This window comes from Haloechinothrix alba, assembly GCF_900188115.1.
In the GTDB taxonomy this organism is placed as follows: domain Bacteria; phylum Actinomycetota; class Actinomycetes; order Mycobacteriales; family Pseudonocardiaceae; genus Haloechinothrix; species Haloechinothrix alba.
In genome coordinates, this window is record NZ_FZNW01000022.1 from 59,698 (window position 1) to 82,526 (window position 22,829).

Annotated in this window: 23 protein-coding genes; 7 read left to right on the forward strand and 16 right to left on the reverse strand. The window is 64.0% G+C overall.

Annotation, left to right across the window (positions count from 1 at the left end):
* Positions 1 to 7: 7 nt before the first annotated feature.
* The 8 genes from CHB84_RS19065 to CHB84_RS19100 are packed head-to-tail and all read right to left on the reverse strand — an operon-like array spanning position 8 to position 9,121.
* Positions 8 to 1,258 (reverse strand): MlaD family protein, encoded by a 1,251-nt coding sequence (locus CHB84_RS19065; RefSeq protein ID WP_089303029.1) that lies wholly within the window; start codon positions 1,256 to 1,258, stop codon positions 8 to 10.
* Positions 1,255 to 2,568 carry an MlaD family protein gene (locus CHB84_RS19070; protein WP_089303030.1) on the reverse strand — a complete coding sequence of 438 codons (1,314 nt, stop codon included), beginning with the start codon at positions 2,566 to 2,568 and terminating at the stop codon, positions 1,255 to 1,257. Before CHB84_RS19070 ends, CHB84_RS19065 begins: the two co-directional genes overlap by 4 nt.
* On the reverse strand, positions 2,568 to 3,884 hold the full coding sequence (locus CHB84_RS19075; RefSeq protein WP_089303031.1) for an MlaD family protein: 1,317 nt from the start codon (positions 3,882 to 3,884) through the stop codon (positions 2,568 to 2,570). The genes CHB84_RS19070 and CHB84_RS19075 overlap by 1 nt, the downstream gene beginning before the upstream one ends.
* On the reverse strand, positions 3,881 to 5,227 hold the full coding sequence (locus CHB84_RS19080; RefSeq protein ID WP_089303032.1) for an MlaD family protein: 1,347 nt from the start codon (positions 5,225 to 5,227) through the stop codon (positions 3,881 to 3,883). Before CHB84_RS19080 ends, CHB84_RS19075 begins: the two co-directional genes overlap by 4 nt.
* The gene (locus tag CHB84_RS19085) at positions 5,224 to 6,459 is read right to left on the reverse strand and encodes an MlaD family protein (protein WP_089303033.1); all 1,236 of its coding nucleotides are present in this window, start codon (positions 6,457 to 6,459) and stop codon (positions 5,224 to 5,226) included. Before CHB84_RS19085 ends, CHB84_RS19080 begins: the two co-directional genes overlap by 4 nt.
* Positions 6,460 to 6,462: 3 nt before the next feature.
* Positions 6,463 to 7,317: an ABC transporter ATP-binding protein gene (locus CHB84_RS19090; protein WP_089303034.1), complete on the reverse strand. Its 855-nt coding sequence runs from the start codon at positions 7,315 to 7,317 to the stop codon at positions 6,463 to 6,465.
* Between the two features lie 56 nt (positions 7,318 to 7,373).
* Entirely contained in the window at positions 7,374 to 8,243 is an 870-nt protein-coding gene (locus tag CHB84_RS19095) for an MlaE family ABC transporter permease (RefSeq protein ID WP_089303035.1), read from the reverse strand.
* A gap of 11 nt (positions 8,244 to 8,254) precedes the next feature.
* Positions 8,255 to 9,121 carry an MlaE family ABC transporter permease gene (locus CHB84_RS19100; protein ID WP_245818845.1) on the reverse strand — a complete coding sequence of 289 codons (867 nt, stop codon included), beginning with the start codon at positions 9,119 to 9,121 and terminating at the stop codon, positions 8,255 to 8,257.
* 323 nt (positions 9,122 to 9,444) lie between these two features.
* Between CHB84_RS19100 and CHB84_RS19105 the strand changes: the two genes are divergently transcribed.
* Positions 9,445 to 10,029 (forward strand): RNA polymerase sigma factor, encoded by a 585-nt coding sequence (locus tag CHB84_RS19105; protein ID WP_089303036.1) that lies wholly within the window; start codon positions 9,445 to 9,447, stop codon positions 10,027 to 10,029.
* Positions 10,030 to 10,416: 387 nt separating this feature from the next.
* Here the strand turns inward: CHB84_RS19105 and CHB84_RS19115 are convergent, their stop codons facing one another.
* Complete coding sequence (locus CHB84_RS19115) at positions 10,417 to 11,739, reverse strand: PucR family transcriptional regulator (RefSeq protein ID WP_089303037.1); 1,323 nt, start codon at positions 11,737 to 11,739, stop codon at positions 10,417 to 10,419.
* A gap of 387 nt (positions 11,740 to 12,126) precedes the next feature.
* Between CHB84_RS19115 and CHB84_RS19120 the strand changes: the two genes are divergently transcribed.
* Positions 12,127 to 13,533 (forward strand): PucR family transcriptional regulator, encoded by a 1,407-nt coding sequence (locus CHB84_RS19120; RefSeq protein ID WP_089303038.1) that lies wholly within the window; start codon positions 12,127 to 12,129, stop codon positions 13,531 to 13,533.
* A 152-nt stretch (positions 13,534 to 13,685) separates the two neighbouring features.
* Here CHB84_RS19120 and CHB84_RS19125 read toward each other — a convergent pair whose 3' ends face one another.
* From CHB84_RS19125 to CHB84_RS19140, 3 genes are all read right to left on the reverse strand, one after another.
* Positions 13,686 to 14,192 carry a TlpA family protein disulfide reductase gene (locus tag CHB84_RS19125; protein ID WP_217898635.1) on the reverse strand — a complete coding sequence of 169 codons (507 nt, stop codon included), beginning with the start codon at positions 14,190 to 14,192 and terminating at the stop codon, positions 13,686 to 13,688.
* Between the two features lie 128 nt (positions 14,193 to 14,320).
* Positions 14,321 to 14,812 carry a thioesterase family protein gene (locus CHB84_RS19130; protein WP_089303039.1) on the reverse strand — a complete coding sequence of 164 codons (492 nt, stop codon included), beginning with the start codon at positions 14,810 to 14,812 and terminating at the stop codon, positions 14,321 to 14,323.
* A gap of 119 nt (positions 14,813 to 14,931) precedes the next feature.
* Positions 14,932 to 15,780 (reverse strand): formate/nitrite transporter family protein, encoded by an 849-nt coding sequence (locus tag CHB84_RS19140; RefSeq protein ID WP_089303052.1) that lies wholly within the window; start codon positions 15,778 to 15,780, stop codon positions 14,932 to 14,934.
* A gap of 318 nt (positions 15,781 to 16,098) precedes the next feature.
* Between CHB84_RS19140 and cynS the strand changes: the two genes are divergently transcribed.
* Positions 16,099 to 16,551, forward strand: a complete 453-nt coding sequence (cynS, locus tag CHB84_RS19145) for a cyanase (RefSeq protein ID WP_245818846.1) — start codon at positions 16,099 to 16,101, stop codon at positions 16,549 to 16,551.
* Between the two features lie 150 nt (positions 16,552 to 16,701).
* On the opposite strand, the gene CHB84_RS19150 is transcribed toward cynS, so the two are convergent.
* Both CHB84_RS19150 and CHB84_RS19155 read right to left on the reverse strand, forming a co-directional pair.
* The gene (locus CHB84_RS19150) at positions 16,702 to 17,208 is read right to left on the reverse strand and encodes an OsmC family protein (protein ID WP_089303041.1); all 507 of its coding nucleotides are present in this window, start codon (positions 17,206 to 17,208) and stop codon (positions 16,702 to 16,704) included.
* A gap of 90 nt (positions 17,209 to 17,298) precedes the next feature.
* A complete protein-coding gene (locus CHB84_RS19155) occupies positions 17,299 to 17,658 on the reverse strand; it encodes a hypothetical protein (RefSeq protein ID WP_217898636.1) in 360 nt (119 codons plus the stop codon).
* A gap of 121 nt (positions 17,659 to 17,779) precedes the next feature.
* Here CHB84_RS19155 and CHB84_RS19165 point away from each other — a divergent pair, with 121 nt between their 5' ends.
* Positions 17,780 to 18,250 (forward strand): hypothetical protein, encoded by a 471-nt coding sequence (locus CHB84_RS19165; RefSeq protein WP_089303042.1) that lies wholly within the window; start codon positions 17,780 to 17,782, stop codon positions 18,248 to 18,250.
* Positions 18,251 to 18,515: 265 nt separating this feature from the next.
* Here the strand turns inward: CHB84_RS19165 and CHB84_RS19170 are convergent, their stop codons facing one another.
* Positions 18,516 to 19,196, reverse strand: coding sequence for a TetR/AcrR family transcriptional regulator (locus CHB84_RS19170; protein ID WP_217898637.1), 681 nt, complete (start codon positions 19,194 to 19,196; stop codon positions 18,516 to 18,518).
* Positions 19,197 to 19,285: 89 nt separating this feature from the next.
* Between CHB84_RS19170 and CHB84_RS19175 the strand changes: the two genes are divergently transcribed.
* The 3 genes from CHB84_RS19175 to CHB84_RS19185 all read left to right on the forward strand — a co-directional run bounded on the left by CHB84_RS19175 (position 19,286) and on the right by CHB84_RS19185 (position 22,211).
* Entirely contained in the window at positions 19,286 to 19,972 is a 687-nt protein-coding gene (locus CHB84_RS19175) for a hypothetical protein (RefSeq protein ID WP_089303044.1), read from the forward strand.
* Between the two features lie 26 nt (positions 19,973 to 19,998).
* On the forward strand, positions 19,999 to 20,778 hold the full coding sequence (locus tag CHB84_RS19180) for an SDR family oxidoreductase (RefSeq protein ID WP_217898638.1): 780 nt from the start codon (positions 19,999 to 20,001) through the stop codon (positions 20,776 to 20,778).
* 134 nt (positions 20,779 to 20,912) lie between these two features.
* The gene (locus CHB84_RS19185) at positions 20,913 to 22,211 is read left to right on the forward strand and encodes a cytochrome P450 (RefSeq protein WP_245818848.1); all 1,299 of its coding nucleotides are present in this window, start codon (positions 20,913 to 20,915) and stop codon (positions 22,209 to 22,211) included.
* Positions 22,212 to 22,630: 419 nt separating this feature from the next.
* Here the strand turns inward: CHB84_RS19185 and CHB84_RS23265 are convergent.
* A partial coding sequence (locus CHB84_RS23265) for a hypothetical protein (RefSeq protein ID WP_217898641.1) occupies positions 22,631 to 22,829 on the reverse strand: 199 nt, incomplete at its 5' end.

Genomic DNA, 22,829 nt, shown 5'->3' on the forward strand with positions numbered 1-22,829 from the left:
TCAACACCTACTCGGAGCTCTGCTCAGTGTCGCTGTTACGCAGCGCCGGAATCGATTGCGTCGTCACGTTCACCTGTCCACGCAAGATGCCCCTGTTGACGTCACTCAGGCTGGCGACGGAGTTCGTGTTGTGCACGAAAGCCTGCAGGTCGGTGAGGTACGGAACTAGTCCCGATGTGATGGGATCCAGCTCTTCGGTGATCGGCTTCAGATCGTCGAGCGAATGGTTCAGGTCATCGACGGCCGGACGCAGATCCGAGACGACAGGGGAGGCCTTGTCCAACACCGGTTCCGCCGCATCCACGAACCCGTCGAGCTCCGCAATGGAATCATCTGTGCGTGCTAGCGCGTCCGGCAACTCTTCGCTCGCCTCCCGTACGCCGTCCAGAGCCGGATCGAGCTCACCGGCGAGCTCGGTGACGCCCTCCGTCGCGGCGCGCAAGTCATCGGACAGCTCGGGTAGCTGGGCCAGTGACGCGTCCAGCTCGCCGTCGCTGTCGGCAACCGTACCGAGCGTCGTCTCCAGCGAGCTCGCCAGCCTGGACAGGCGCTCGTCGTCCTCCCCTGTGGCTGTGGATATCCGTGAGATCGCCGTCACCAACCGGGACAGCAACTCCCGTCTGGTCTCAAGCTGAGCCATCACGGGTTCCAGCTGCCGCACGACGCCTTCGAGACCGCGCAGGCCCGCGGGCAGTTTCTCGGGGGCATTCGCCAGCGCCACATCCGCTTCGGACAGTAGTGTCGTCGCCGCCATGCGGGCGTTGTCGTCGAGATCCGCGAGCACCTCATCGACCTGGACGGGGCGCTCCGAGTTCTCCGCGGGCAGCGTGTCCCCGTCCTCGAGTGGTTCGCCGGGAGGACCTCCGGGGTCCAGCTCGATATACATCTCGTTCAACGGCGATTTCGACCGCAACACCGGTGTCGCGTTGTCGTGCACGGTGTGCTCGGTGTCTATCCGCATCTCGACGCGAGCCTTCCCGGAGTCGCTGACATCTGCGGAGCGGATGTCTCCCACATCGACGCCCGCGATTCGCACCTCCTGGCCGTTCCCCGGACTGACAGCAGGGCTCTCCTCGAACATCGCGTAGACGGAGTACCTGTCTTCCCACGGCGGGTTGAACCGCTGGTTGGCAAGGAAATACCCGCCGACTGTCGAACCGATCGCGAAGAGCACGGCGATCACTATCAGGTTCCGACCGAGATCCGGTTCGCTACGAGCGCGATTCCAGGAGCGTCGTACGCGGCTACCCAGGCTCATTCTGGAACTCCTTCCTGGCCCGCGAGTTTCCGGAACAGCTGTTCAATACTGATCGGGAGCCCTGCGAGGGATCCGGGGCCCACACCGGCCATGTAACTGATCATCGCGCCGTTCTCGTCCACCATGGTCGCTCGCGCCACATTGGAGGCCATGTGACCCACCTCCTGGTACAGCGGTCGGTTCGATCCCGTTCCCTCGTAGTCGCCCGTTCCTTCGAACGGTGAGTTGAGCGTGTCCAGAATCGGCCCGTTCACACGGTCGAGGACCGGGCTACGAAGGTTGTCGAGCGTGGATTCCAGCTCGATACTCGTCGGCGAAAGGTCCTCCACGAGCGGCCGGGAATCGTCGAGCACATCACGCAGGTCATTGATCACCGGCTGAGCCTTGACGAGTACGGGGTCGAGGTTCTCCAGGACGGTGCCGAGCTCCCGAACGGCCGGTCGCGCGGGCTCCGCGGTCTTCTCCAGCTTCGTCAGCGTGCCGTCCAGCTTTCGTAGTCCGGCGGACGTGCTATCCAGCGTGTCGGGCATTCCGGCCGTGCTCCTCGCGAGATCTCCGGCCCTGTCACCGAGGACCTGCGAGGTCGTCTCGAGATCACGCACGATCGAATCCAGCTGTCCCTCCCTGCGGGATAGAACGTGTGCCGTCGATTCCAGACCGGTCACCAGCTCGCTCAGGTCCCTGTCAGGACGTGTCCCGCGCATCCCGTCGAACACCTCGGCCGCCGGTCCGAGAGTGTCCGGCGCGGAGGCCACAAGGTCACGCAGTGCGTCCGAGCCACCGTCGCGTAGCATCCCGTCCAGGTCGCCTATGCTGCTGCGCGCACCCTCGCGCGCGCCGGGCTGCAACGCGGCTGTCACCTTGTCCAGCTCGACCGGTGTCTCCGTCCGCTCTGCCGGGACCGTCCCGTCGAACGTGCCGTTCTCGGTTCCACCGGGTTTCAGGTCGAGGTAGTAATTGCCGCCGAGCATCGTGGTCGGGCGGATCGCTGCCGACGGTGCCGAGCCCAGTTTGTGCACGGCATCGTTGTCTATCTTCGCGGTGACCTCTGTCGTACCGTCCTCGGCCCTGTTGACCTCGCTGACGACTCCGACGGGGACGCCTGCAATCTTGGCATCGGATACGTACTCACGAAGCTGGTAGGCCTCGTCGAACTGAACCGCGATCGTGTGGCCCGGTTGCACCGTGGTGATGATGCGGTTCTTCTGGAACAGCGCCACGCCCGCGACGAGGCAGACTACGATGAATGCTACGCCGAGCTTCAGCGGGGAGAGTCGCAGCCGTGCGGCGACACGGCGACTGGCACGCATCAGCGTCGACCTCCTTCCAACGGTGACGACGCCGAGTCCTGCTCCGCCTCGCCTGGTTCCGGGTAGGCGTTGCGGGAGACCGTCGGGTCCTCGACCGGTACCGTGCCCGCAACCGACTCAGCCCGGGGTACGAGGTAGATGCGCAGCCAGTGGCCGGCATCGTCTCCCTGGGACAGCGCGCTGGTCGCGTTCGTGAAGTAGCCCGATATCTCCCCGCTGTACGGCGCGAGAACGGACAGTATGTGGCTGCTGTCCGCCGCAGTGTCGACCAACCTTCCCGCAAGCGGGCCGGCGTCCGCGGCGACCGCGGACAGGTCGTCCACCGCGGGTTCGGCGCTGTCTGCTACTGCCGGGACCTTCTCCAGCGGTTGGACGCCTTCCCGCAGCACTCCCCGAAGGTCGTCGGTCGCCGCTCCGAGCGACTCGGCACCCGGCCGCAACTCCGCCGTCGCCACTTCGGTGTCGGCCAGCGGTGCACGGAGCGCCTCGAGGGCCGAACCTGCCTCGCGTAAGGTTTCCGGTGCCCGATCCAGCACAGCATCCATGGGTTCGGCGTCATCGACGCCGAGCGAGTCCATGGTCGTGGCCAGCTGTTCCGTGAGGTTCGCGATCTCCTGCTCCCGTCCCTCGAACCGGCCGGCAAGCGTGTGCGCCGACCGCAGCAGTCCGACAAGGTCCGTCCCGTCGTCACGAGACAGCGTTCCGGCTACCGCACCGAGGTCGGTCAGCAAGTCGGGTGCCGTCCGCAACGCGTCGTGCAGGTCCTGCGACCGGCCGGCCAGACCACCACCGACCTCCCTCAGCGCCGTGCCGCTTGCCTCGCGCGTGCGCGTGTCGAAGACGTTGAACAGCTCACCGATGTCCTCCGCGCCCTTGGTGGACTCCGGTGTGATCACATCGTCATCCGGAATTGCACCCGCTTCCGGTGATCCGGGGTCGATGTCGACGAACTTCTGCCCGAGTGACGACCGCGCTTTTACCGTGGCCGCTGTCACCGATGCGTCCCGGTACACGACCGTATCCGGGTCGTCGATCTCCATGGCCACTACGGCCTGCCCGCCCTCGTAGGTGATCTCTTCCACGTAGCCGACCCTGGTACTGGCAATACGGACATCGTCGCCCTCGGTGAGTCCCTGCACGTCGTCGAACGCCGCCCGCACCGTCGCCCGGTCCTTGAAAGGGACGCCATGTGTGGCGTTCAGGCCGAAAGCAACCGCGGCGGCGAACACCACCATGACCGCTACACCGAGCGCGACTGCCATCCGGCGCGACGCGTAGAACCTGCTGATGCGAATGGCTGGGCTCTTGTTACTCATGAGTCCCCTCCGAACAGGAAGTCCGTCATGTTGCCTTCCTGCTCACGGCTGAGCCCGGTCGGATCCGCGCTGTCGGGGTCTTCACCCTCTGCGGGCTCGAGCAGCCCGTCGACAGGGGGAAGGTCGGGCAGCGCTTCCTCCACGGGACCGCCGGCTTCCTCTCCCCCGAGAGAACCACCCGGAAGCATGCCCGTAACCGCGTCAGGGTGCACGATCAGATTAACCCTGAAGTAGTGGGAAAGGCCGTCGTGACCGTTCGTCGCCAAGGCCCAGTACCTGATGAAGTTGAATACGTTGTCCAGATTCGCCGTGAGGTCTTTCACGATGGGGCGAGCCGACTCCGCCGACTCCCGTACATCCGATCCCGCGGCACGCAAGTGTTCGGCCACCGGCGCGGCCTCGTCAAGCAGCACCTCCGCCCGTTCCAGCACCGGTTGCGCCGTCGCGAGCGCCGGATCGAGCGAGTCGGCGAACGTCATCAGCTCATCGGAGATCTCTTGAAGCTCGTCCGTCACAGGGCGCAGCTCCCGCAGCGTCGGCGTGGCTTCCTCGGCGGTCGCGGTCACCTGGCGCAGCGTCATTCGAACCGATTCGAGCGTGCCGGGCAATTCGGCGAGAGTCTCGTCCACCGCCTCCTGCTGCTCCGCGGACACCTCCAACAACCGGTCAGCCGATCCGGCGAGCTCGTCGAGCGCCTTACCGTCCTCGGCGGCAAGAGCCTCTGCAACTGGTTCTGCCTGCTCAATCAGCGAGTTCAACAGCTCATTGTGTTCGGCGAGCACGGCAGCCAGCTCCTCGGTATCGCCCATGGACGGCGCAAGCGCCCGGATCGCGGCGTCGGCTTCCTCCCCGTTGCCGCCAAGCCCTTCACCCAGTGTCGTCACGAGCATGGCCAATCCCTCGCTAGTCGGTTCGTCGAGCACGTTAAGGATCTCGTCGAGGTCCACATTCGTTCCCGTCTGCGACGGCGGGATCGGCTCACTCGGATCGTGCGCAGGCTTGCCGACACTGCCCCGGTCGAAATCGACATAGCGCTCACCGAGCAAACTCACCGGCCGGATCGTGAAGGTCGCGTCCTGGTGAACGGGCATCGCCTCCGCTTCCAGCTCCAGAACCACATCCGCATGCCCGTCCGTCGCCCGGATGTCAAGCACCTCACCGACAACGACCCCGTCCAGTTTCACCTCGTTCCCTACCACGAGCGGCGCCGCAGATTCGAACTGCGCGACCAGTCTCGACGGTTCCTCCGCACTGCCCGATACCGCAATTCCCGCTGCGGCGGCCGTCGTGGACAGCACCACACACGCCGCTGTCGCGATCACCCGAAACCGTGAGAACTTCATCTCATTCCACTTCCGAACGCGTCCGTCCACGGTTGGTCCACGGCATCACCCGGCATCGGAGTCATGTCCTTCTCCACTCCGGCACCAGTGATTCCAGGATTGACGTTCGCGCCTTCCAAGCCGCTCTGTATGAAGAACCGAGCATAATGCCCGTTCGCGTCGTAGCTACCCGATGCCGACCCCCAATTGGACAGGAACCCGGCGAGTTCCGGGGTGTACGGGCGGAGGAACGACAACGCGTCGTCCGCATCCCGCGACGCCTTAGCCGCATCGGGGAATGTCGACCGACCGGTATCCAGTAAACCCGGGGTATACTCGAGTAGCTCGGACAGGGCGCTCAACGTAGGCCGCAGCTCGGCCACCGCGGGCCGCAGGTCCCCGAGCACCGGCCGGAGGTTGCCTGACACCGATGTCATCCGCTCGGTCACCGGACTGAGGTCCTCCAGTAGTGGCACCGTGGCGTCCACAGCTCCGGGTACCCTTTTCAGCGTGCTATCCGCCTGCCGCACTATCTCCGGGAGCCGCTCGAGCGTCTCGCCCAACTGCTGGTGTTGCTCAACCGTCTCCGCTGTCGTCTCGCCCAAGGCGGACACAACCCGTTCGACTTCCTGATCGCGCTGCTCCACGATGGACATCGTTGAGTTCAACTGGGTGATGAGTTCCTTGATAGCCGCACCATCACTCCCGATCCCGCGCAGCACAGAACCGAGGGATTCGAGTGCGGGACCGGCCGTCGTCAAGGTGTCGTTGATCTCCGCTTCCCGCTCGTCCAACGTTCCCTCCACGTCGTCGACGAGTGCTTTGAGCTTGTCCCTAGTCGGCTCGTCGAGTATCGCCAGCACCTGGTCGAGCTCGACGGGAGCGGCCATCTCTTCGGTGAGCATGGAACCGGACGGCAGCTCCTCGTTTCCGGATGGTCCGTCGTCGATCACGAGTCGCCGCTCACTGAGCACCGCCTTCCATGAGACCTCGACTGTCGCTCCCTCACGTAACGGTGCGAACTCGTCGTCGAGCTCCAACCTGACCTTCGCCTTACCGTCCTCAGTGGAAATCTCGCTGATCGACCCCGCCTCGTAACCGTCCCGCATCACCGAACCTCCCTCCACGAGGTTGCTGGCGTTGGGCATCATCACTGTCAGTGTGTAAGAACGGTCCAGGGTGATGAACGTCGTGGCGCTCACCGCTATCGCCAATACCGCGACCACCGCAGTCATGAGTATTCTGCGATGCATCGATCAGTCCATCCCCAACGGCCCAGCGGAGTCTCCCGAAAGGAACTGCCGCACGAAAGGATCCTCCGATCCGAATGCACCTGCCGCCTCGCTGTAGTGCACGACCTTTCCCCTCCAGATCACACCGACGTAGTCGCTGACCTTGTGAGCAGTACGGATGTCGTGCGTGACAACCAGGTAGGTTCCCTTGTGCCGCTCGTGCATCTCCAGGATCAGATCGTTGAGCAGGCTCGTACGAACAGGGTCCAGACCCGAGTCGGGCTCGTCGAACAGCACGATATCCGGTTCGAGTATCAGGGCCCTAGCGAAGCCAGCACGCTTTCGCATACCTCCCGATATCTCGTTCGGCAGCTTCGCTACGGAGCGTTCGAGTCCCACCTCGGTAAGACGTCCCATGACGAATTCACGGATGTCCTTCTCCTTCATGTCCGTGTGTTTGCGCAGTGGAAACGCCACATTGTCGAACAGGTTCATCGAGCCGAACAGCGCCCCGTCCTGAAAGAGCACGCCGAACCGTTTACGCAGCTCATACCGTTCGTTCTCTGAGACGTTCCAGATGTCCTTCCCAAAGATCAGTACCTCGCCTTTGTCCGGTTCAAGCAGGCCAACGAGATGTTTGATCAGCACGCTCTTGCCCGTACCGGACGGACCGAGGATCGTCGTTATCCTGTCATCGACGAAATCGAGATTGATCCCGCTCAACACCTGAGAGTCGCCGAACGTCTTGTGCACACCGCGAACCTCCATGGAGTGCACGATGTTGTCGGCCTGCTGCGCTGCCCGCGGCTCGGCCACCTCCTCTGAAAGCGCCGCTGCGGACGGCGGGTGCGTGGTAGCGACTTCTGGATTCGCACTCATCTCTGACCTCCTGGGCGAGCGCATCCTGCGGTACTATCGGCCGAATTCCTTGTGAATCAGTTGGCGATGGGCGCGTTTGGGGACAGTCCCCAGAACAGCTGCGTCCCCAGCGCGCCGATGAGATGGACGAGCACCATATTGACCATCATGGATTTCGCGGTATTCTTGCCGACCTCGACCGGGCCACCTCGCGCTGTATAGCCGTAGTAGCAGGCGACGAAGATGATGGCGGTACCCATCGCCATGCCCTTAGCCATGGAGTAAGCGAAATCCAATGGGTTCTGATACAGCCAGAAAACATACATATGGCCGCCCGTTGAGACGCCGCCGACGTGGTAGACAGTTACGAGGATCTCGCCGAGCGACATCATCCCCAGGCTCACCGCGTACAGGAACGGCATGGCGATCCACGCCGCTACGATCCGCGTGCCGACGAGATAGCTTCTGGACTTGATGCCCATGACCTCCATCGCATCGACCTCGTCCGCGATGCGCATCGATCCGATCTCGGCCACGAGCCCACAGCCCACTTTCGCGGCGAGTATGTATCCCCACATATATGGAACGAGTTCGCGAACAGCGCACCAGGCGTTGAAGATGCCCGAATAGATCGGCGCACCGATCTGCCGCAGCGTGTATATCGCCTCGGTACCGCACATGGTCCCCATGACGAACTGCATTCCCCAGATGATCAGGCCACTGGACAGGATCAGTATCGCGCACTGCCGGATAACTTCGCTCCAGTGCATACGCACATCGGGCAGGTTCCTGATGACCTGACCGGAGAACCGCATGATCTCGCCCGCGGTTCGCACGACTGACAGCAAGGCCTTGCCCAGGCTCGCGAAACTGATCACCGTATCGCGTGGTTGAGGCGGCTCGACTTCGTTGCCAGGATCGTCAGGGCGCTCAGGGGCAGTAGTCATCAGTCATCCCTCTACTTGTAGACCTGAATCTCGGGGTGCAGGCCCAGGAGAATATTCGTGAACACCACATTGAATACCCAAATCACGGCAAACGAGATGACGACGGACTGGTTGACGGCGCGACCGACACCGATTGGCCCGCCCTTGGCATACATACCCATATAGCAATGGACCACCCCGATGATGAGGCCAAAAATCGTCATCTTCGTCAGGCTTCCCCAGACGTCTGGAAGAGTGAGATTGGCGAAGAGACTCTCGTAGAACGCCCATGGATTGGCACCGAGAAGTGGAACCGAGGCGATGAATCCGCCGAGCAGACCGAAGCACAACGCGACTACACCGAGCAGGCCGGTCAGCAGCGTCAGCGCGACCACCCGGGGCAGCACAAGGGTCCGGATCGGGTCAACACCGAGAACCTCCATGGCGTCGATCTCGTCCCGGATCCTGCGCGCTCCCAGATCGGCGGTGATCGCGGTACCGACGACGCCCGCGACCACCATGGCGTTCACCCACGGAGCGAACTCACGGATGCTTGCCATGATGAAGAACGATCCCAGCCGTTCCGGCATGCCGAAGAGGTCATAGATGTTCCCACCCTGCAGGCCGGGGGCACCGAGGCCGAATGCCGTCGTGGAGATCGCCATCGGTATCCAGCACTGCTTGAGCACCAGGAACATCTGGTCGAAAGCGTCACGCCAGTAGCCCCAAGGACGGCGCACTGCCATCCAGAGAACCCGGATGCCAAGCCGCGCCATCGCCCCGAGTTCGACCAGTGGCTCACCGATGCGCCCGCCGGCCGCGCGCTTCGGCTTGCCGGGGGAGGCCGAACCCGTACCGTCACCGTCTTCCTCCATGTCGGTATCGGCTGGTGCGCTCATCGCCGCCATCTCCCTTGCGACTTCCCTGCGCGAGGCGCGTGATGACTATGGACTTCCATTGACCCTCCGAGTCCCGTACTGCACTTCGTACCGGATCTTCCGCCGGCAGCCACGCATCCGACACCACTCACGTGGGTAGTAGCGAGGGCGAATTCGGGTAGGTGAGACACCCGCGAGTGCGGCAGTCAATGAAGCCACTGTCGCCGGAGCACGAACACGATGTCGGCATTTTGTGTCCTCGGCACGGTGGCGGTATTTCCTACTGGCAATAGTGTGGGAACGCGACAGTGCCGGATCACATCACTACCCGGAATCGAGTGGACATGACTGCCGTCACGCCAGTCCGGTTGGCGGCGTTGCGCGCACGGGCGCCCGACGCGATCGCCGACATCTACCGATCGCATCGCGAATCGGTCTACAACTTCCTTCGATCCCATCTCCGTGATCACACCACTGCCGAGGATCTCACCAGCGAGACGTTTCTTCGCGCGATACGTGGGGCGCGCCAACTCAGGGACGGCACCGACTACCTCGGCCCGTGGCTGATCCGCATCGCACGCAATCTCCTTTTCGACCACGTCAAGTCGGCGCGCAGCCGATTCGAGACTGTGAGCGAACCAACCGATGTAGACGTTCGACCCGACCTCGACCCAGTGCAGGTAACGATCCACAAGACCGAACGAGAGAGCCTGCTCGCGGCGCTTGACGAGCTGAATCCCGATCAGTGCAGCTGTCTGGCGCTGCGATTCCTCCATGACCACACCGTCAGCGAGACGGCAGCCGCGATGGACCGCACATCGGCCGCGGTCAGGTCGTTGCAGTACAGGGCGAGCCGCAACCTGGCGGAGATCATTGCGGCGCGCCGAAACGAACAGTGCGCCCACGCCAACGGAAGGTATGACCGCTGATGTCGTCACATCATGGCCGGACCAACTGGATGCACCGGCCCTCCGGCGAGAGGGCTCTCGGGAGTATCGACACGCCCAACGCCGTACGCGGCGCTTCGACCGGTTTCACTGTGCTATTACTCGGCGGCCTACTGATGCCACTGGTTGCGACAGTGGCACCGCCCCTGGGTGGCGTGTGGCTCACTGCAACGGCAATCCTGGCGTTCGGCATCGCGGGAGCCCGAATCGGCAACTCTGCGCTCCCGGCGCGTCACGGCGCCGTCGCGGCAGTCGGTTCATATCTGCTGATCGTCCCCCTGCTCATGATGCATTCCGCGAGCCGTGACCCGCTCCAAATGGCGATGACGCTCGTCGCCGCCATCGCGGTCGGAGCTCTCACGGGCTGGCTCAAGGCGCGTATTGGGTCCGACCAGCGGGAGCCCGGTCCGGTGGCTCGGTCCTCAGCACCGCCGCACCGAGCCAGCGGCACGCGAGTAACGCAAGCTCGACGTCGACGCGGTCGTCGCTGACTGGCTTGCCGCGCTCGTCATCGGCTTTCGTGACGCGGTACTTGACGGAGTTCTTGTGCATATCCAGCCGCTCCGCAGCCGCCGTGTAACTGCCTCCCCCTGCAAGGAACACCATAAGAGTATGCCGTAATCGATGATGTGGTTCGTCGTCGAGTGCAAGCGGACCCAACACCCGGTGCACCCACGAACGGGTGGCCGGTACATTCTTCGATAGCAGCGAGGCCGTCGCGACTCCCGGTTCGCCGAAGCCGATGAACGCCGGTGTCGCTCCACCATAGATCAAGGCCACCGCTTGCGCGCACAGCGCTTGCTGGTGCGATTGCCGGAAACCGTCGACGCCCGCGCCGGGCTTGCCACAGGCTCCATCGGGCGCGGCTTCGTAAGTCTCGGCGAACCGTCGCACCTCGACCATATCGACCGTCCTTCTGGTGCCGATCGGCAACCACACCCAGAGGCTCGTCCGGTCCACAGGCACGGTCAATGGTCGTGCCGAGCACCCCAGATGCGCGGCGAGTGCGATGGCGAATCCCTCCAGCCTGCCCAGCTCATCCTCCCTCGGAGACGTCAAGTTCCCCCACAGAACCATTCCGACATGTCGCTGCCGCAAACCATACCCGATAGCGGCTTCGGTCACGTCGGTGTCAATCTCCGCACCGTTGATGATTTCCTTAATATAGTGCGCCCGCACAGCGTTGCGGTTCTCCAGCCACTGTTCGCGCTCCTTCTCGTAGACCGCGACAACCTGCTGGGATATCCAGTCAATGTAGCCGAACGTCCAAGTAACAAACTCCTGGCAAGTCAGCAGGACCGTAGACGGATCTCCGACATGATGTTCGACCGTGTCGAATGTCCATTTCAACAGGTGGTCCTGGCCGAGCCGGTAGGCCCGCAGCAGCGCGTTTACCGGCACTCCCCGTTGAGCGAGCCTCCTTGCGTACTCGAAAGCCGCTGGCGGGAGTTGCACATGCTCCCTAGGGATACCGTGCCGCAACCCGTACAGGATCGTTTCGATATTGTCTTCGATGCTCGCCCCGAGTAACTGGATCATCCGCTCGTCGTCACGCAGTTCGCTGATCTGCGTCGCTAGCCGATCCCGCATCGACATTGTGAGGGCGGGAAGGTTCTCGTGGAGCTGCGACGCCACACGTGACACTTCCCAGTCGACATTGCCGTGCACCGAACTGTCCACGCTACTGAACATTACCCGACTATATGCCGGATAGGCGATGCACGCATAGCTTGCCTGTCATCGCGTCGATACGGCGTCCGGCACCCGGGGTCGGCTCGCGCTTCACGATCTCTTCTTGGCTCCGCGCGACAAATCGCTGCCGAACAATCGTCGCGGGAATACGAGGCGCACAGGCCGGCTGGCTGCCATCGTGGGCAGGAGCACCGTGCCACCGGTAGCACGGCCGATTGCTTGACATGATCACTCGAAGACGAAGCGTGACTTTCAGCAGCGATGCAGGACAGGAACGGAAGTCGATGACGACATTCCACGTGTGCGGGAGCAGCGGTGTACGGCCGCGATCGGGAGTGTCCGGCGGCCAAACAGCCCGGACACGTGTACTCCGGCAAGGAAGTTCCTATGACCAGCGGAGCTGAGTCGCCGGTAGCGAACCATACGCGTTCGCTCACCCGAGAGGCCCCATCGCGCGATACTTCCTCGCAAGCGCAGGACCCTCTTCCCGCGGCCGAGCGCGAGGACCCTTCGAACCAACACGTCGCCGACGTGGCCGCTCAGCTCAAGCGCCGACTGGGCGAGATCACCAAGTCGATGCGCTCCATCCTGGCAGAACAGGTCGATGGCCTCGGGGATCAACACCTGCTCGACCTGCTTGGTGCCAGCATCGAGGGTAACGTCGATACCCTGTTGCACGTACTGCAACACAACATCCGCTTGCATCAGGTAGAACCGCCATCCGCGGCCTACGAGTACGCTCGCAGACTCGCGCAGCACGACGTACCGGTCAACGCTCTGGTCAGGGCATACCGGCTTGGACAGGAACACTTTCTACAATGGTGTTTCGCGGAGATTCGTCGACGACCGACGGACTCGCGCACGTCCTACCTTGCGTCCCAATACATCGTGTGCGTCACTTTCGCCTACATCGACTGGATTTCCCAGCATGTCATCACGGTTTACGAGACCGAGCGGGAACAGTGGCTGGTCAACCGCAATACCGTCCGGGAGGCTCGTATTCGCGAGCTGATCGCTCACCGCGAATCCGACTACCGCGCTACTGAAGAGCACATAGGATACTCTCTCCAGCAGAACCATATCGGCGTAATCGTCTGGGACCTCGACGCCGGTTCGGTGGACAACAGATGGGCGCAGCTGGAACACGTCGTCGGTGAGATCGGTAAGGAGCTGGGCTGTACGGGCAGACCACTCTTTACCCCGTGCGACCGCGCGAGTGGATGGGCCTGGCTGCCTTTCGGCCGGTCGGCTCCTGAGATGAGCCACGCGGCACTGGGTGGCCTCGTGCGCGCTGCAGAGGGTCGGTTCATGCTTGCCCTGGGCACGACCGCGGCAGGTCCCGACGGTTTCCGCGAGACCCACCTGCAGGCCAGGCAGGCTCAGCGCGTCGCCTGGGTAGCAGGCCGAGACGCTCGCAGGATCACTGCGTACGGGGACAGCGGCGTGCAGGTGGCCGCACTGCTGAGCGAGGACGTCGACGGAACCAGAACCCTCGTACGCACGACCCTGGGCTCGCTGGCCATTGACGACTCGTACCGCGCGCGCCTGCGAGAGACGCTCCTTACCTTTCTCGCCACGGCGAACAGCTTCACGACCGCCGCGGCGCAGCTCACGATGCACCGCAACTCGGTGCGATACCGGGTTTTAAAGGCTGAGGAGGAACGTGGCGCCTCGATCGGCGCGGACCGGCTCGACGTCATGCTCGCACTCGTCGCCTGCCGGTGGCTCGGCGGCGCCGTGCTGACTGAGCCGAGCCACCGTGCCGGAACGGACGAGCACGGCGCGCTTTCCTGACCCTCCGACCGAGGGGTCGCCCGCAATTGTGTGCGGGCCGCCTCTCCTACAGACTGTCGCAACAACTCGGCCTGGACAGCGATTCATGGACCGAACCTCTAGCCGTAGCCGAAGACTTGTCGAGGGTCAGGACGCTCCGCTGAGACCTGAGTTCACGCGGTGGCGCGTGACTCGAGCCAGCGATCGAACTCCTGCCTGGTGAAGGTCCCGTCGACACGTTCGATGTCGCCGCCCGCGCTGATGAAGGCGAACGCAGGCTGGGCCGTGACCCCGAAACGAGTCCACACCTCACCGTCCTCGTCGTTGAGGTTCGTGAACCCGTCGGTGCCGAACCTGGTCGTGAACTCGCGCATGGCGTCGACATCGTCCCGGGAAGCAATGCCGAGGAACGTCACCTCGTCGCCGTGCTCGGCTGCCAGCTCAGCGATGAACGGCGCCTCGTGCCGGCAGATCGAACACCACGGCGCCCAGAAGAACAGCACAGCAGGCTCACCGGCGAGCTCCGTCCCCGAGTAGGACTCGCCGTCGAGCGTTTCCGCGGTGAAATCGAGCTCCTCGAGTACTTCCGCGGACCGTGCCCCGGATCCGTCCCCGCCGCACGCGGCGAGCACCAGCAGCACGCTCAGTGCCAGACCGAGCAGGCGGATACGGACGGTCACACGACACCTCCTGGCTCCGGTAACCACGTGCGAGGCTTCGCACAACGATCTGCGTGCCGACCTCACCGCAGCACGCACGGTCTTGCGGTGAGGCTGTCAGCAGTATGACACCGCCGGCCAGGCTGCTCCTACCCGATCGCGCGACCGGCGTACTCGGGTGCGTCCTCGGCGAGACCGTCGAACACGCGGCGCACGTTCTCGGGAAACGTTGCACCGCGGCCCTCCTCGGAGTCGACGTGCACTGCCAGGACCTCCTCGGTGGCCACGAGCTCACCGTCGACTGTCATCTCGTGACACAACCACACCTTCTTCGCCGCCGTACCAACCACACGGCTGGTGACCACCAGCTCACGACCGGATGGGACCTCACGCAGGTAGCGAACATGCGCCTCGACCGTGTGCAGCGAGCGGCCCGACCGGGCACGGTAGTCGGCGACGCGCCCTACCTGGTCCATGGCCGAGTCCGTGGCGAACCCGAACACGAACACGTAGTACGCGTCGCTGAGATGCCCGTTGTAGTCGATCCACTCGTCCCGGACGGGCCGGCGCGGGGAGGTCGATCCCGCGACTTCCGGAACGGACCGGTCATCTTCGTCCGTTGCGGATCCCGCCGACTGCACGATCGCGGTCCCGGACGAGCTCCCGGATCCCGCGTTCGCCCGCGGCTTCCTCGCAGCCAGACATCATGCGGTCGCGCAGCTCGTCGGTGAGCTCGGGAGCCCCGGTCCGCCGACTGGGATCAGGTCGCGGAGGCGCTGACCTTTCCGTTGGCGCCCTGCGGGATCGGACGCGACTCGCCGGTCTTGGCATGGGTGGCGTAGAGGGTGAAGCCGACGAAAGTGAGCCCGCCGACGATGTTTCCGATGATGGTGGGGAGCTCGTTCCAGAACAGGTAGTCGCCGATGGAGAAATGGCCGCCGAGCATGAGCCCGGACGGGAACAGGAACATGTTCACCACGGAATGCTCGAACCCCATATAGAAGAAGACCAGGATCGGCATCCACATGCCGATCACCTTGCCGGAGACCGAGGTCGACATCATCGCTGCGACCACGCCGGTGGAGACCATCCAGTTGCACAGCACGCCGCGGATGAACGAGGCGAGCATGCCTGCGGCGCCGTGCTCAGCATAACCGACCGTCCGGCTCTCACCGATCGTGCCGAGCATCTGACCGACCTCGTTCGGCTCAGTCGTGAAGGCGAAAGTGAAGATCACCGCCATCATGACCGCGACGGTGATCGCGCCGGCGAGGTTACCGACGAACACCAGCCCCCAGTTGCGCAACAGTGTCTTCATGTTCACGCCAGGCCGCTTGTCGAGCCAGGCAAGTGGAACCAGCGTGAACACGCCGGTCAGCAGATCGAATCCGAGCAGGTAGAGCATGCAGAAGCCGACCGGGAACAGCAATGCTCCGACCAACGGCTGGCCGGTTTGGACGGTTATGGTGACCGCGAACGCCGCGGCGAGAGCGAGAATGGCGCCTGCCATGTACGCGCGGATCACAGTGTCTCGCGTAGACATGAGTGCCTTCGACTCGCCCGCGTCGATCATCTTCGTGGCGAACTCCGGTGGGTGCAGGTAGGACATGCCCTCGCTCCTTCCGTCCGTACACCGCGCACGTTCGAGCACGGTCGTACCCGGGTGGTTGCGGACCACCCTGGCTTCCGCGCGTTTCCCCTTGATGACATAGCCGGAAGCTTCTCGTTACGCCGTTCTCACCGGACCACCACGGTCGGGGTGTCACTGTCGCAACACGGGGCCGCGCAGCGGCAGGGCAACCCGCCCAGCAGCCAGCATCATGTGTCACACGCGAAAATTCTCGGTTTCCCTACTCGGAGGGATCTGGTCCCGTGTGGGCATCGACGGCATGCTGACGGCACGCAACCGTCGTCGAAGGAGCACGCCGTGAACGACACGATCATGAGCAAGACCGACGCCGCCGCCCGAGTGGTAGCTGCCAGGCTCCGTCGTGGCCTTTCTTGGTCCGAGATCGCCGAGGAGATCGGTTCCCCTCTGGTGTGGACCACGTCCGCATTGCTCGGACAGCACCCCATGACTCAGGAGCAGTCCGAGCAGGTCTGCCGGCTGCTCGACCTCGACGACGCCGTCGCCGAGAGCCTGCGGGCGCAGCCCAGCCGCGGCACGGATCAGGCGACGATGACCGACCCCACGATCTACCGGTTCGTCGAGGCACTCGCGGTCTACGGGCCCGCGCTCAAGGAGCTCATCCACGACGAGTTCGGCGACGGCATCATGAGCGCGATCAACTTCCGCGTCGACTTCGCCAGGCACCCCGATCCGGCAGGCGACCGCGTCGTCGTGACTTTCGACGGCAAGTTCCTCGACTACCGGTGGTAAGCGCTACAGACGACCGCTCGTGCGAACCACGTATACCGGCACCGGACCCGCGTGCGTACGAACTACGTGGCCGCCAGGAACCGTAGCGCGGCTGCCCCATCAACAACATCACGTCGCCGGCGTGAAGCACGCCTGCGGGATCGAACACGACTAGGACATGCGCCGCACCTCGAAGCGCGGCTTCTCGTGCAAGCTCTGACCGACTACGCAGTACCGCTCGGTCGACCGCGCCAGGCGCTCCAACGACGCATCGTCCGCGTCGCTGTCCAGCTGCACGGTGACCACGACGTCGCGCACGCCGACGGGCACATCACGGTCCATGCCGAGTGTGCCCCGGGCGTCGAACACGCCGTCCGCGCGGAGGGTCGCCGCACGGATGGTCAGATCCATCGCTGTGGCGACGCTGCGCAGCGTCACACCCGCGCAGGCGAGCAACGACTCGAGCAGCATGTCGCCGGAGCACGCATCGCTGCCGTCACCTCCGGTGGCGACGTGCAGCCCGGCCCGCACCGGCCCGGCCCAGCCGTGGACTGTGCACGTGATACCGGCATCACGGTAGTCACCAGTAGCACCAACCGGCGTCCGCGCGCCGGCCGGATCCGCACGGAAGCGCGCTCGCAACGGTGCCTGGGACTCGCGCAGCGTCGAAGCATCCATATCCGTCTCCCAACCAGAGCCAACCGTCACGATCATCGAAGCCGCGGGGGTCAGGTCGGTCCATAGCGTCACCCGTGATGCCCGGGCCCGTCACCTGCTCCCACAGCCAGCGTACGCCGCTTGGCGTTCAACGCGGTGGAGTCGGACGGCACGGGGTGCGTTCTCGGCTTCGTCGGGGAACACCCGCAAGGTCTCCCGCAGGCGCGCCGCGCTGGGCGTGTCCACGGCGAGCGGCCCGAGCGTCGAGGTGCCGGCGGAGAGCGTGAGCGGCGTCCGCGCGCCAGTGGCTCGCGCCAGGACGGTGGCGGCGGGTTCCAGAGCGTCCTGGATCACACCGGATTGTTCGGTCCACACGACAAGCGCGGTGTGGCGCCGGGTGAGCTCGTAGCCCAGACGTTCACTGGCCCGGCGACTGTCGATCGGGGCACCGTCGAGGATCAGCCGGGTCATCGACGTCGCGTTCCGACAGTCCCCCACCGGCGACGAGAGGACAATCGACGAAGCACGACGCCTCGTCACCGCCTACCTCGAGACATATGCCGTGTGAGGGTCGACCGGGAGATGACAGCCCATGGCGAGCACCGACCGGCCAGGAGAGTACGACTCCGACGGCATGACCGCCCCGATCCTGGGCGAGCCGCGGAAGTACACCAGCCATGATGCGGCCATGGCCGCCAGGGTCTCGCCGCAGTTCGCGCACCGTTACTGGCTGGCGTCGGGTTACGCGGTGGTGGATGACAACGCCGTGGAATTCACCGAGTCCGACGTGGCCGCGCTGCGCCTGATGGCGGGCTATATCGCACAGGGCATAGCCACCGAACACGGCCTCCTGCAGGTGATACGCCTGATGGGGCGAACGCTGTCCCGGCTGGTCGAGTCGCAAGTCGACGTCGTCCTCGAGCGCCTCGATGATCCGGATCCGAGCGACACCGGACCGGCGAGGCAACGGATTCGCGCGGGCCGTACCGCAGTCACGAGCCGGCGACCGGGAGGAATCGATGGGTGCGCCGACCACGTTGTGTCCCCGCGTCCGAGGTGGTGACCACCTCGGACGCGGGGAAACCGTCAAAAGTTCAGACCGCTCGATCGTGACGGCGGACCAGAAAACATCGAGGCTGACGCCACCTCCACTCGAATCACAGCGCCTCACGGCGCAGACCGTTCACCGGATACTCCCCAAGGCTGTTGGGCATGGCCACGATTGCCGCTACAGCGAGATCCACCACGCTGATGCGGGAGGCGCGTGGATACGTCGTAAGCCGGGCCAACGACGAGCCGGCCTTGTTCCGCCGTGCACGCGAGGCCGGCTATGTGGCGCTGTTGGTCGGCTCAGTCGTCTCGAGTCTCGATCGGGCGATACCCGCCGCGCTTTCTCCCACTGCGAGCCACAACGCTGAGATGTCGTCGACGAGCTGGTTCCGACTGATGGGAGCAGTGCCGTTCACCCAGGACAAGATGGCCTGGGCAGTTCCGCCGATGACGAAGGCCGGCGCGGTCGACGCGAGGGAATCATATTCCAGCTCGACACCATGGATACTACGGGCATGGTCGACGAGAATTGCGGTGAGCCCGTTCATCGCATCGGTGCGCCGAGCGTGTTCCGTGGGACTGTCGGCCACCCCACCAAGTAGTACCAACGCCTTACGAGGATCAGTACCCAAGACGCCGACGACGGTATCGACCGCTGCGCGCGCCTGCTCCGCGAGGGGAAGCTCGATCGAGTTCTTGTAGGCGGTGACAGCAGCGTTACCGACCTCCGCCGCGACCTCATCGATCACGGCGCTGGCCAGCGTGTCGAGATCGGTGAAGCTCTCATAGAAGTACCGCTTGTTGAGTTGTGCTTCGGCGCACAGGCGGACGACGGTCGCTGACCGCCACCGGTTTTCGGCCATCGCCGTCAGGGCAACATCGATCAGCTGCGAGCGTCGGCGCCGGACGCGTTCCGGCGCCGACGCTCCCCTGTAACTGCGTTCACCGGTCGAGGACACGCACACCATCCTCCCACCTCCCGGTGTACCGACGTGCCATTGACAGCCACGTAAATCTGGTACATTCTCGTACCAGATTGGAGGCTGCGATGACCGCTGAAGCGAAAGGTGTCACTGAGCAAGCGGATGCCGGCGAACACTTGCCGAACGCGAGCGTCATGCTCGGCGAACTCCGCGCGCTCGCTGAACACAGCCCGACAAGGGCCCGTACGGAGACCTGGTCGTACCTGCGCGCACTGGGTGAGCGAAACGACCACGACGCGCTGTCACACCTCTTCGGTGCGGGCACCGAACCTCGCAACCTGGACGGAAAGCTCGAGGGCCAGATCGTCGGAAAGCTTTTCGGTATCCCCGAGGCCAAACTCGCCAATCAACTCATGAGGATCGACCCGACGTGGCGAGGCAAGTCTTTCGACCTGGCCGCGGGTACGGGCTTGAACCGTCTCTCACCTATCGCGTTGGTGGCGATGCCCATCGTCACGTTCGGCTACCTCGGTCTTCGGAAGGTCGGCAGGGAGTCGGAGGGGTTCCATTTCAACCACTCAGTCGACCAGGGCCTCATCGAACCACGAGTGACAGTGCGCGCCTTGGACTATGGAGTGCCGCAGTACAAGAACCCGGGTGTTCGCACGTTCCCGATCCGAAAGACTCGCGACGAGATCGTCGAACTGACGCCGGGTGTGTACCTCGGCCGAGCGCTCCTGTTCAAGGGGTCCGACGAGATCCGTCCCATCGCCTATTTCGCACTGCGGCATCCAGTGGGCAGCCCGCTATGATCGCACTCAACAATGCACGAGTGTGCGTGACCGGCGGCGCCAGAGGAATCGGGCGGGCCACCGTCGCGGAACTGATCCGTCGCGGAGCCACGGTCTGGATCGGTGATCGTGACCTTGCCGCCGCGCAGGAGACTGCCGAAGCGCTCGGCGCCCACGCTTACTACCTCGATGTCACCGACGAAGCCAGCTTCAAGGACTACCTTCGGGCGGCGTCCGAGCACGGGCCGATCGATATGTTGGTCAACAACGCTGGGATCCAGCTCATGGGACACTTCGTCGACCAGGACCTTGCCGCGTTGCAGCGCGAGTTGGCGATCAATCTGGGCGCGACCCTTACCGGATCGCACCTGGTCCTGCCCAGCATGATCGAACGTGGCCGAGGACATATCGTGAACGTGGCGTCGATGGCGGGCAAGGTCACCACCCCCGGGATCGCGACCTACTGCGCGTCGAAATACGGAGTCGTCGCTCTGTCGCGGGCAATCCGCGCCGAACTCGCCGGAACCGGCGTCACGCTGAGCACGATCATGCCGGCCGCCACCCGGACGGCGCTGACATCCGGTGTCCGGTTGCGCCTGCAACCCACCCTGGACCCCGAGACCGTCGCCGCGGCGATCGTTGACAGCGCAGAACACGGGCGGGGCGAGGTGACGGTGCCGCGATACCTGGCGCCGGTGGGACTACTCGAGGAGGCGATGCCCTCCAAGATGATGTGGCGGCTCAAGCGATTCATCAGTGGTGGCGATTACGGCTCCTACGACCCGAGCGAGCGGCAGGCCTACCTCGAAAGGACCCGTTCCTCATGACGGTTGTGTCCAAGCCATTTCGAGCAGCACTCACCGACTCGGTCCAACGGCTCGGGTCGGCGATAACCTCTCGGTACCCGGAGAATCCACAACCACTGGCCGAACCGCCTGCGGGTAGCGGGCTTCGGCCGGTGATGGGCAGCTATGGATTTCCGGTCATCGGCCACGCCGTCGAAAGCATGACCAGCCCGTTGGCCTACCCACGAGAACAGTATCGACGTTACGGGCCCGTCTCATGGACGGGCGCCGTCGGCTTCCGCGTCGTTACCGTCATGGGTCCTGATGCCCTGCAACAAGTCTGGCTCGACCGCAACAAGGTGTTCTCGAGCGAACGTGGCTGGCGGCCGGTCATCGGCCCGTTCTTCCACCGCGGGTTGATGCTGCTGGACTTTGATGAGCACCTGTTCCATCGGCGAACCATGCAGCAGGCCTTCACGCGTCCGCGGCTGAACGACTATCTGGAGGCAACCTGGCCACTGGTTGATCGGACCCTGCGTTCGTGGAAGCCCGGACAGCGGTTTCACATGTACGACCACTCCAAACAACTACTGCTCGATCTGGCCTGTCAGGTTTTCATCGGCGAGTCACCCACAAGCTCCGCCGCACGCCAGCTGTCGGAGGCGTTCGACAACGCCGTCCACGGCGGTCAGGCAATGATCCGCTACCCCGTCCCGGGCGGAGTCTGGTCGCGCGGCCTTGCCGGACGCCGGTACTTGCAGTCCTACTTCCGCAACAGGATTGCTACCCGTCGCGCCGGCAACGGCACCGACCTGTTCAGCGTGCTGTGCAAAGTGGAATCCGACGACGGTGCCGTCTTCACCGACGACGACATCGTGAACCACATGATCTTCTTGTTGATGGCAGCGCACGACACCAGCACGATCGCACTGTCGATGATGGCGTACCACATCGGCAAGGATCAGCCGCTACAAACCGCCTTGCGGGAAGAAGCCCGGTCACTTCCCGACACGCCGTCGATCGAGCAACTGAACGAACCCACTCTCCTGGACATGGCGTTCAAAGAAACCCTACGCATGCATGCACCCGCAGGAACGCTGTTCCGGCAGGCGACCGCAGACACCGAGATCCTCGGCCACTACATACCGGCCAACACACAAGTGGCACTGAACCTGCACGCCTCGATGCGGCTCCAACAGTGGTGGCCCAGCCCGGACACCTTCGATCCCTACCGATTCCAAGACCCCAACAGCGTCAAGGAACTGCACGCTTACGCCTGGTCACCCTTCGGCGCCGGCGCACACAAATGCATCGGCATGCACTTCGGTGGACTCACCGTCAAGGCAGCGATGCATCAGCTCCTCAGACGCTACCGATGGTCCGTCCCAGCCGACTACACACCACTGATGACATGGGGTACTGGACCAACACCCGCCGACGGACTCCCAGTCACACTGCAGCCGCACACGAACTAGGCCAACCGACCCGACAAGGCCGAACGCTTCCAGCACACCCTCGAACCCGCTGGGTAACTGTTCTGCCCAACCCGTCCAGCCGACCACCCGGACCAACCCGCACAAACACACGGCCGAAGCCCCATCAACAAGAGTTCGGCCGTCCGCGAGGTCCTGAGACACCACACTCGGAGCCGGCACGGGGGTTCGATCCCCTGACCTACGGTTTACAAGGGTGTGCTGCAGCGCTGACCAGGGCCTCTACCAGGCACTTTGGCCACGCCGGGGGTCGCTGCGGGCATCAGGGACCACATGATTCACCCTGGTTTCGTGCCATGAACGGTGCCACGGCTTCGGTGAATTCGTCGCCGTAGTTGTCGTCTCATCTGAATGATCCGCGCGTTGGTTCTCTATGGACTTGATCGGAGGCGCGAGTTGTCTCATCGACCGAGGCGAACGATCTCGACAGCGATCTCGACCTGTGATCGCGCTTGCCGGACGAGAATCTCGACCTTGGCCGCCCTGACTTTTGCCACGTTCGGCGGGTCTTGACGAGTGCGACCTGTTGACCTGCTGGTTTGTTTCGGTTGCTGGGCTGATTTGCGCACTAAATGGGGTCGTAGAGTGGCCGGGTGGCGT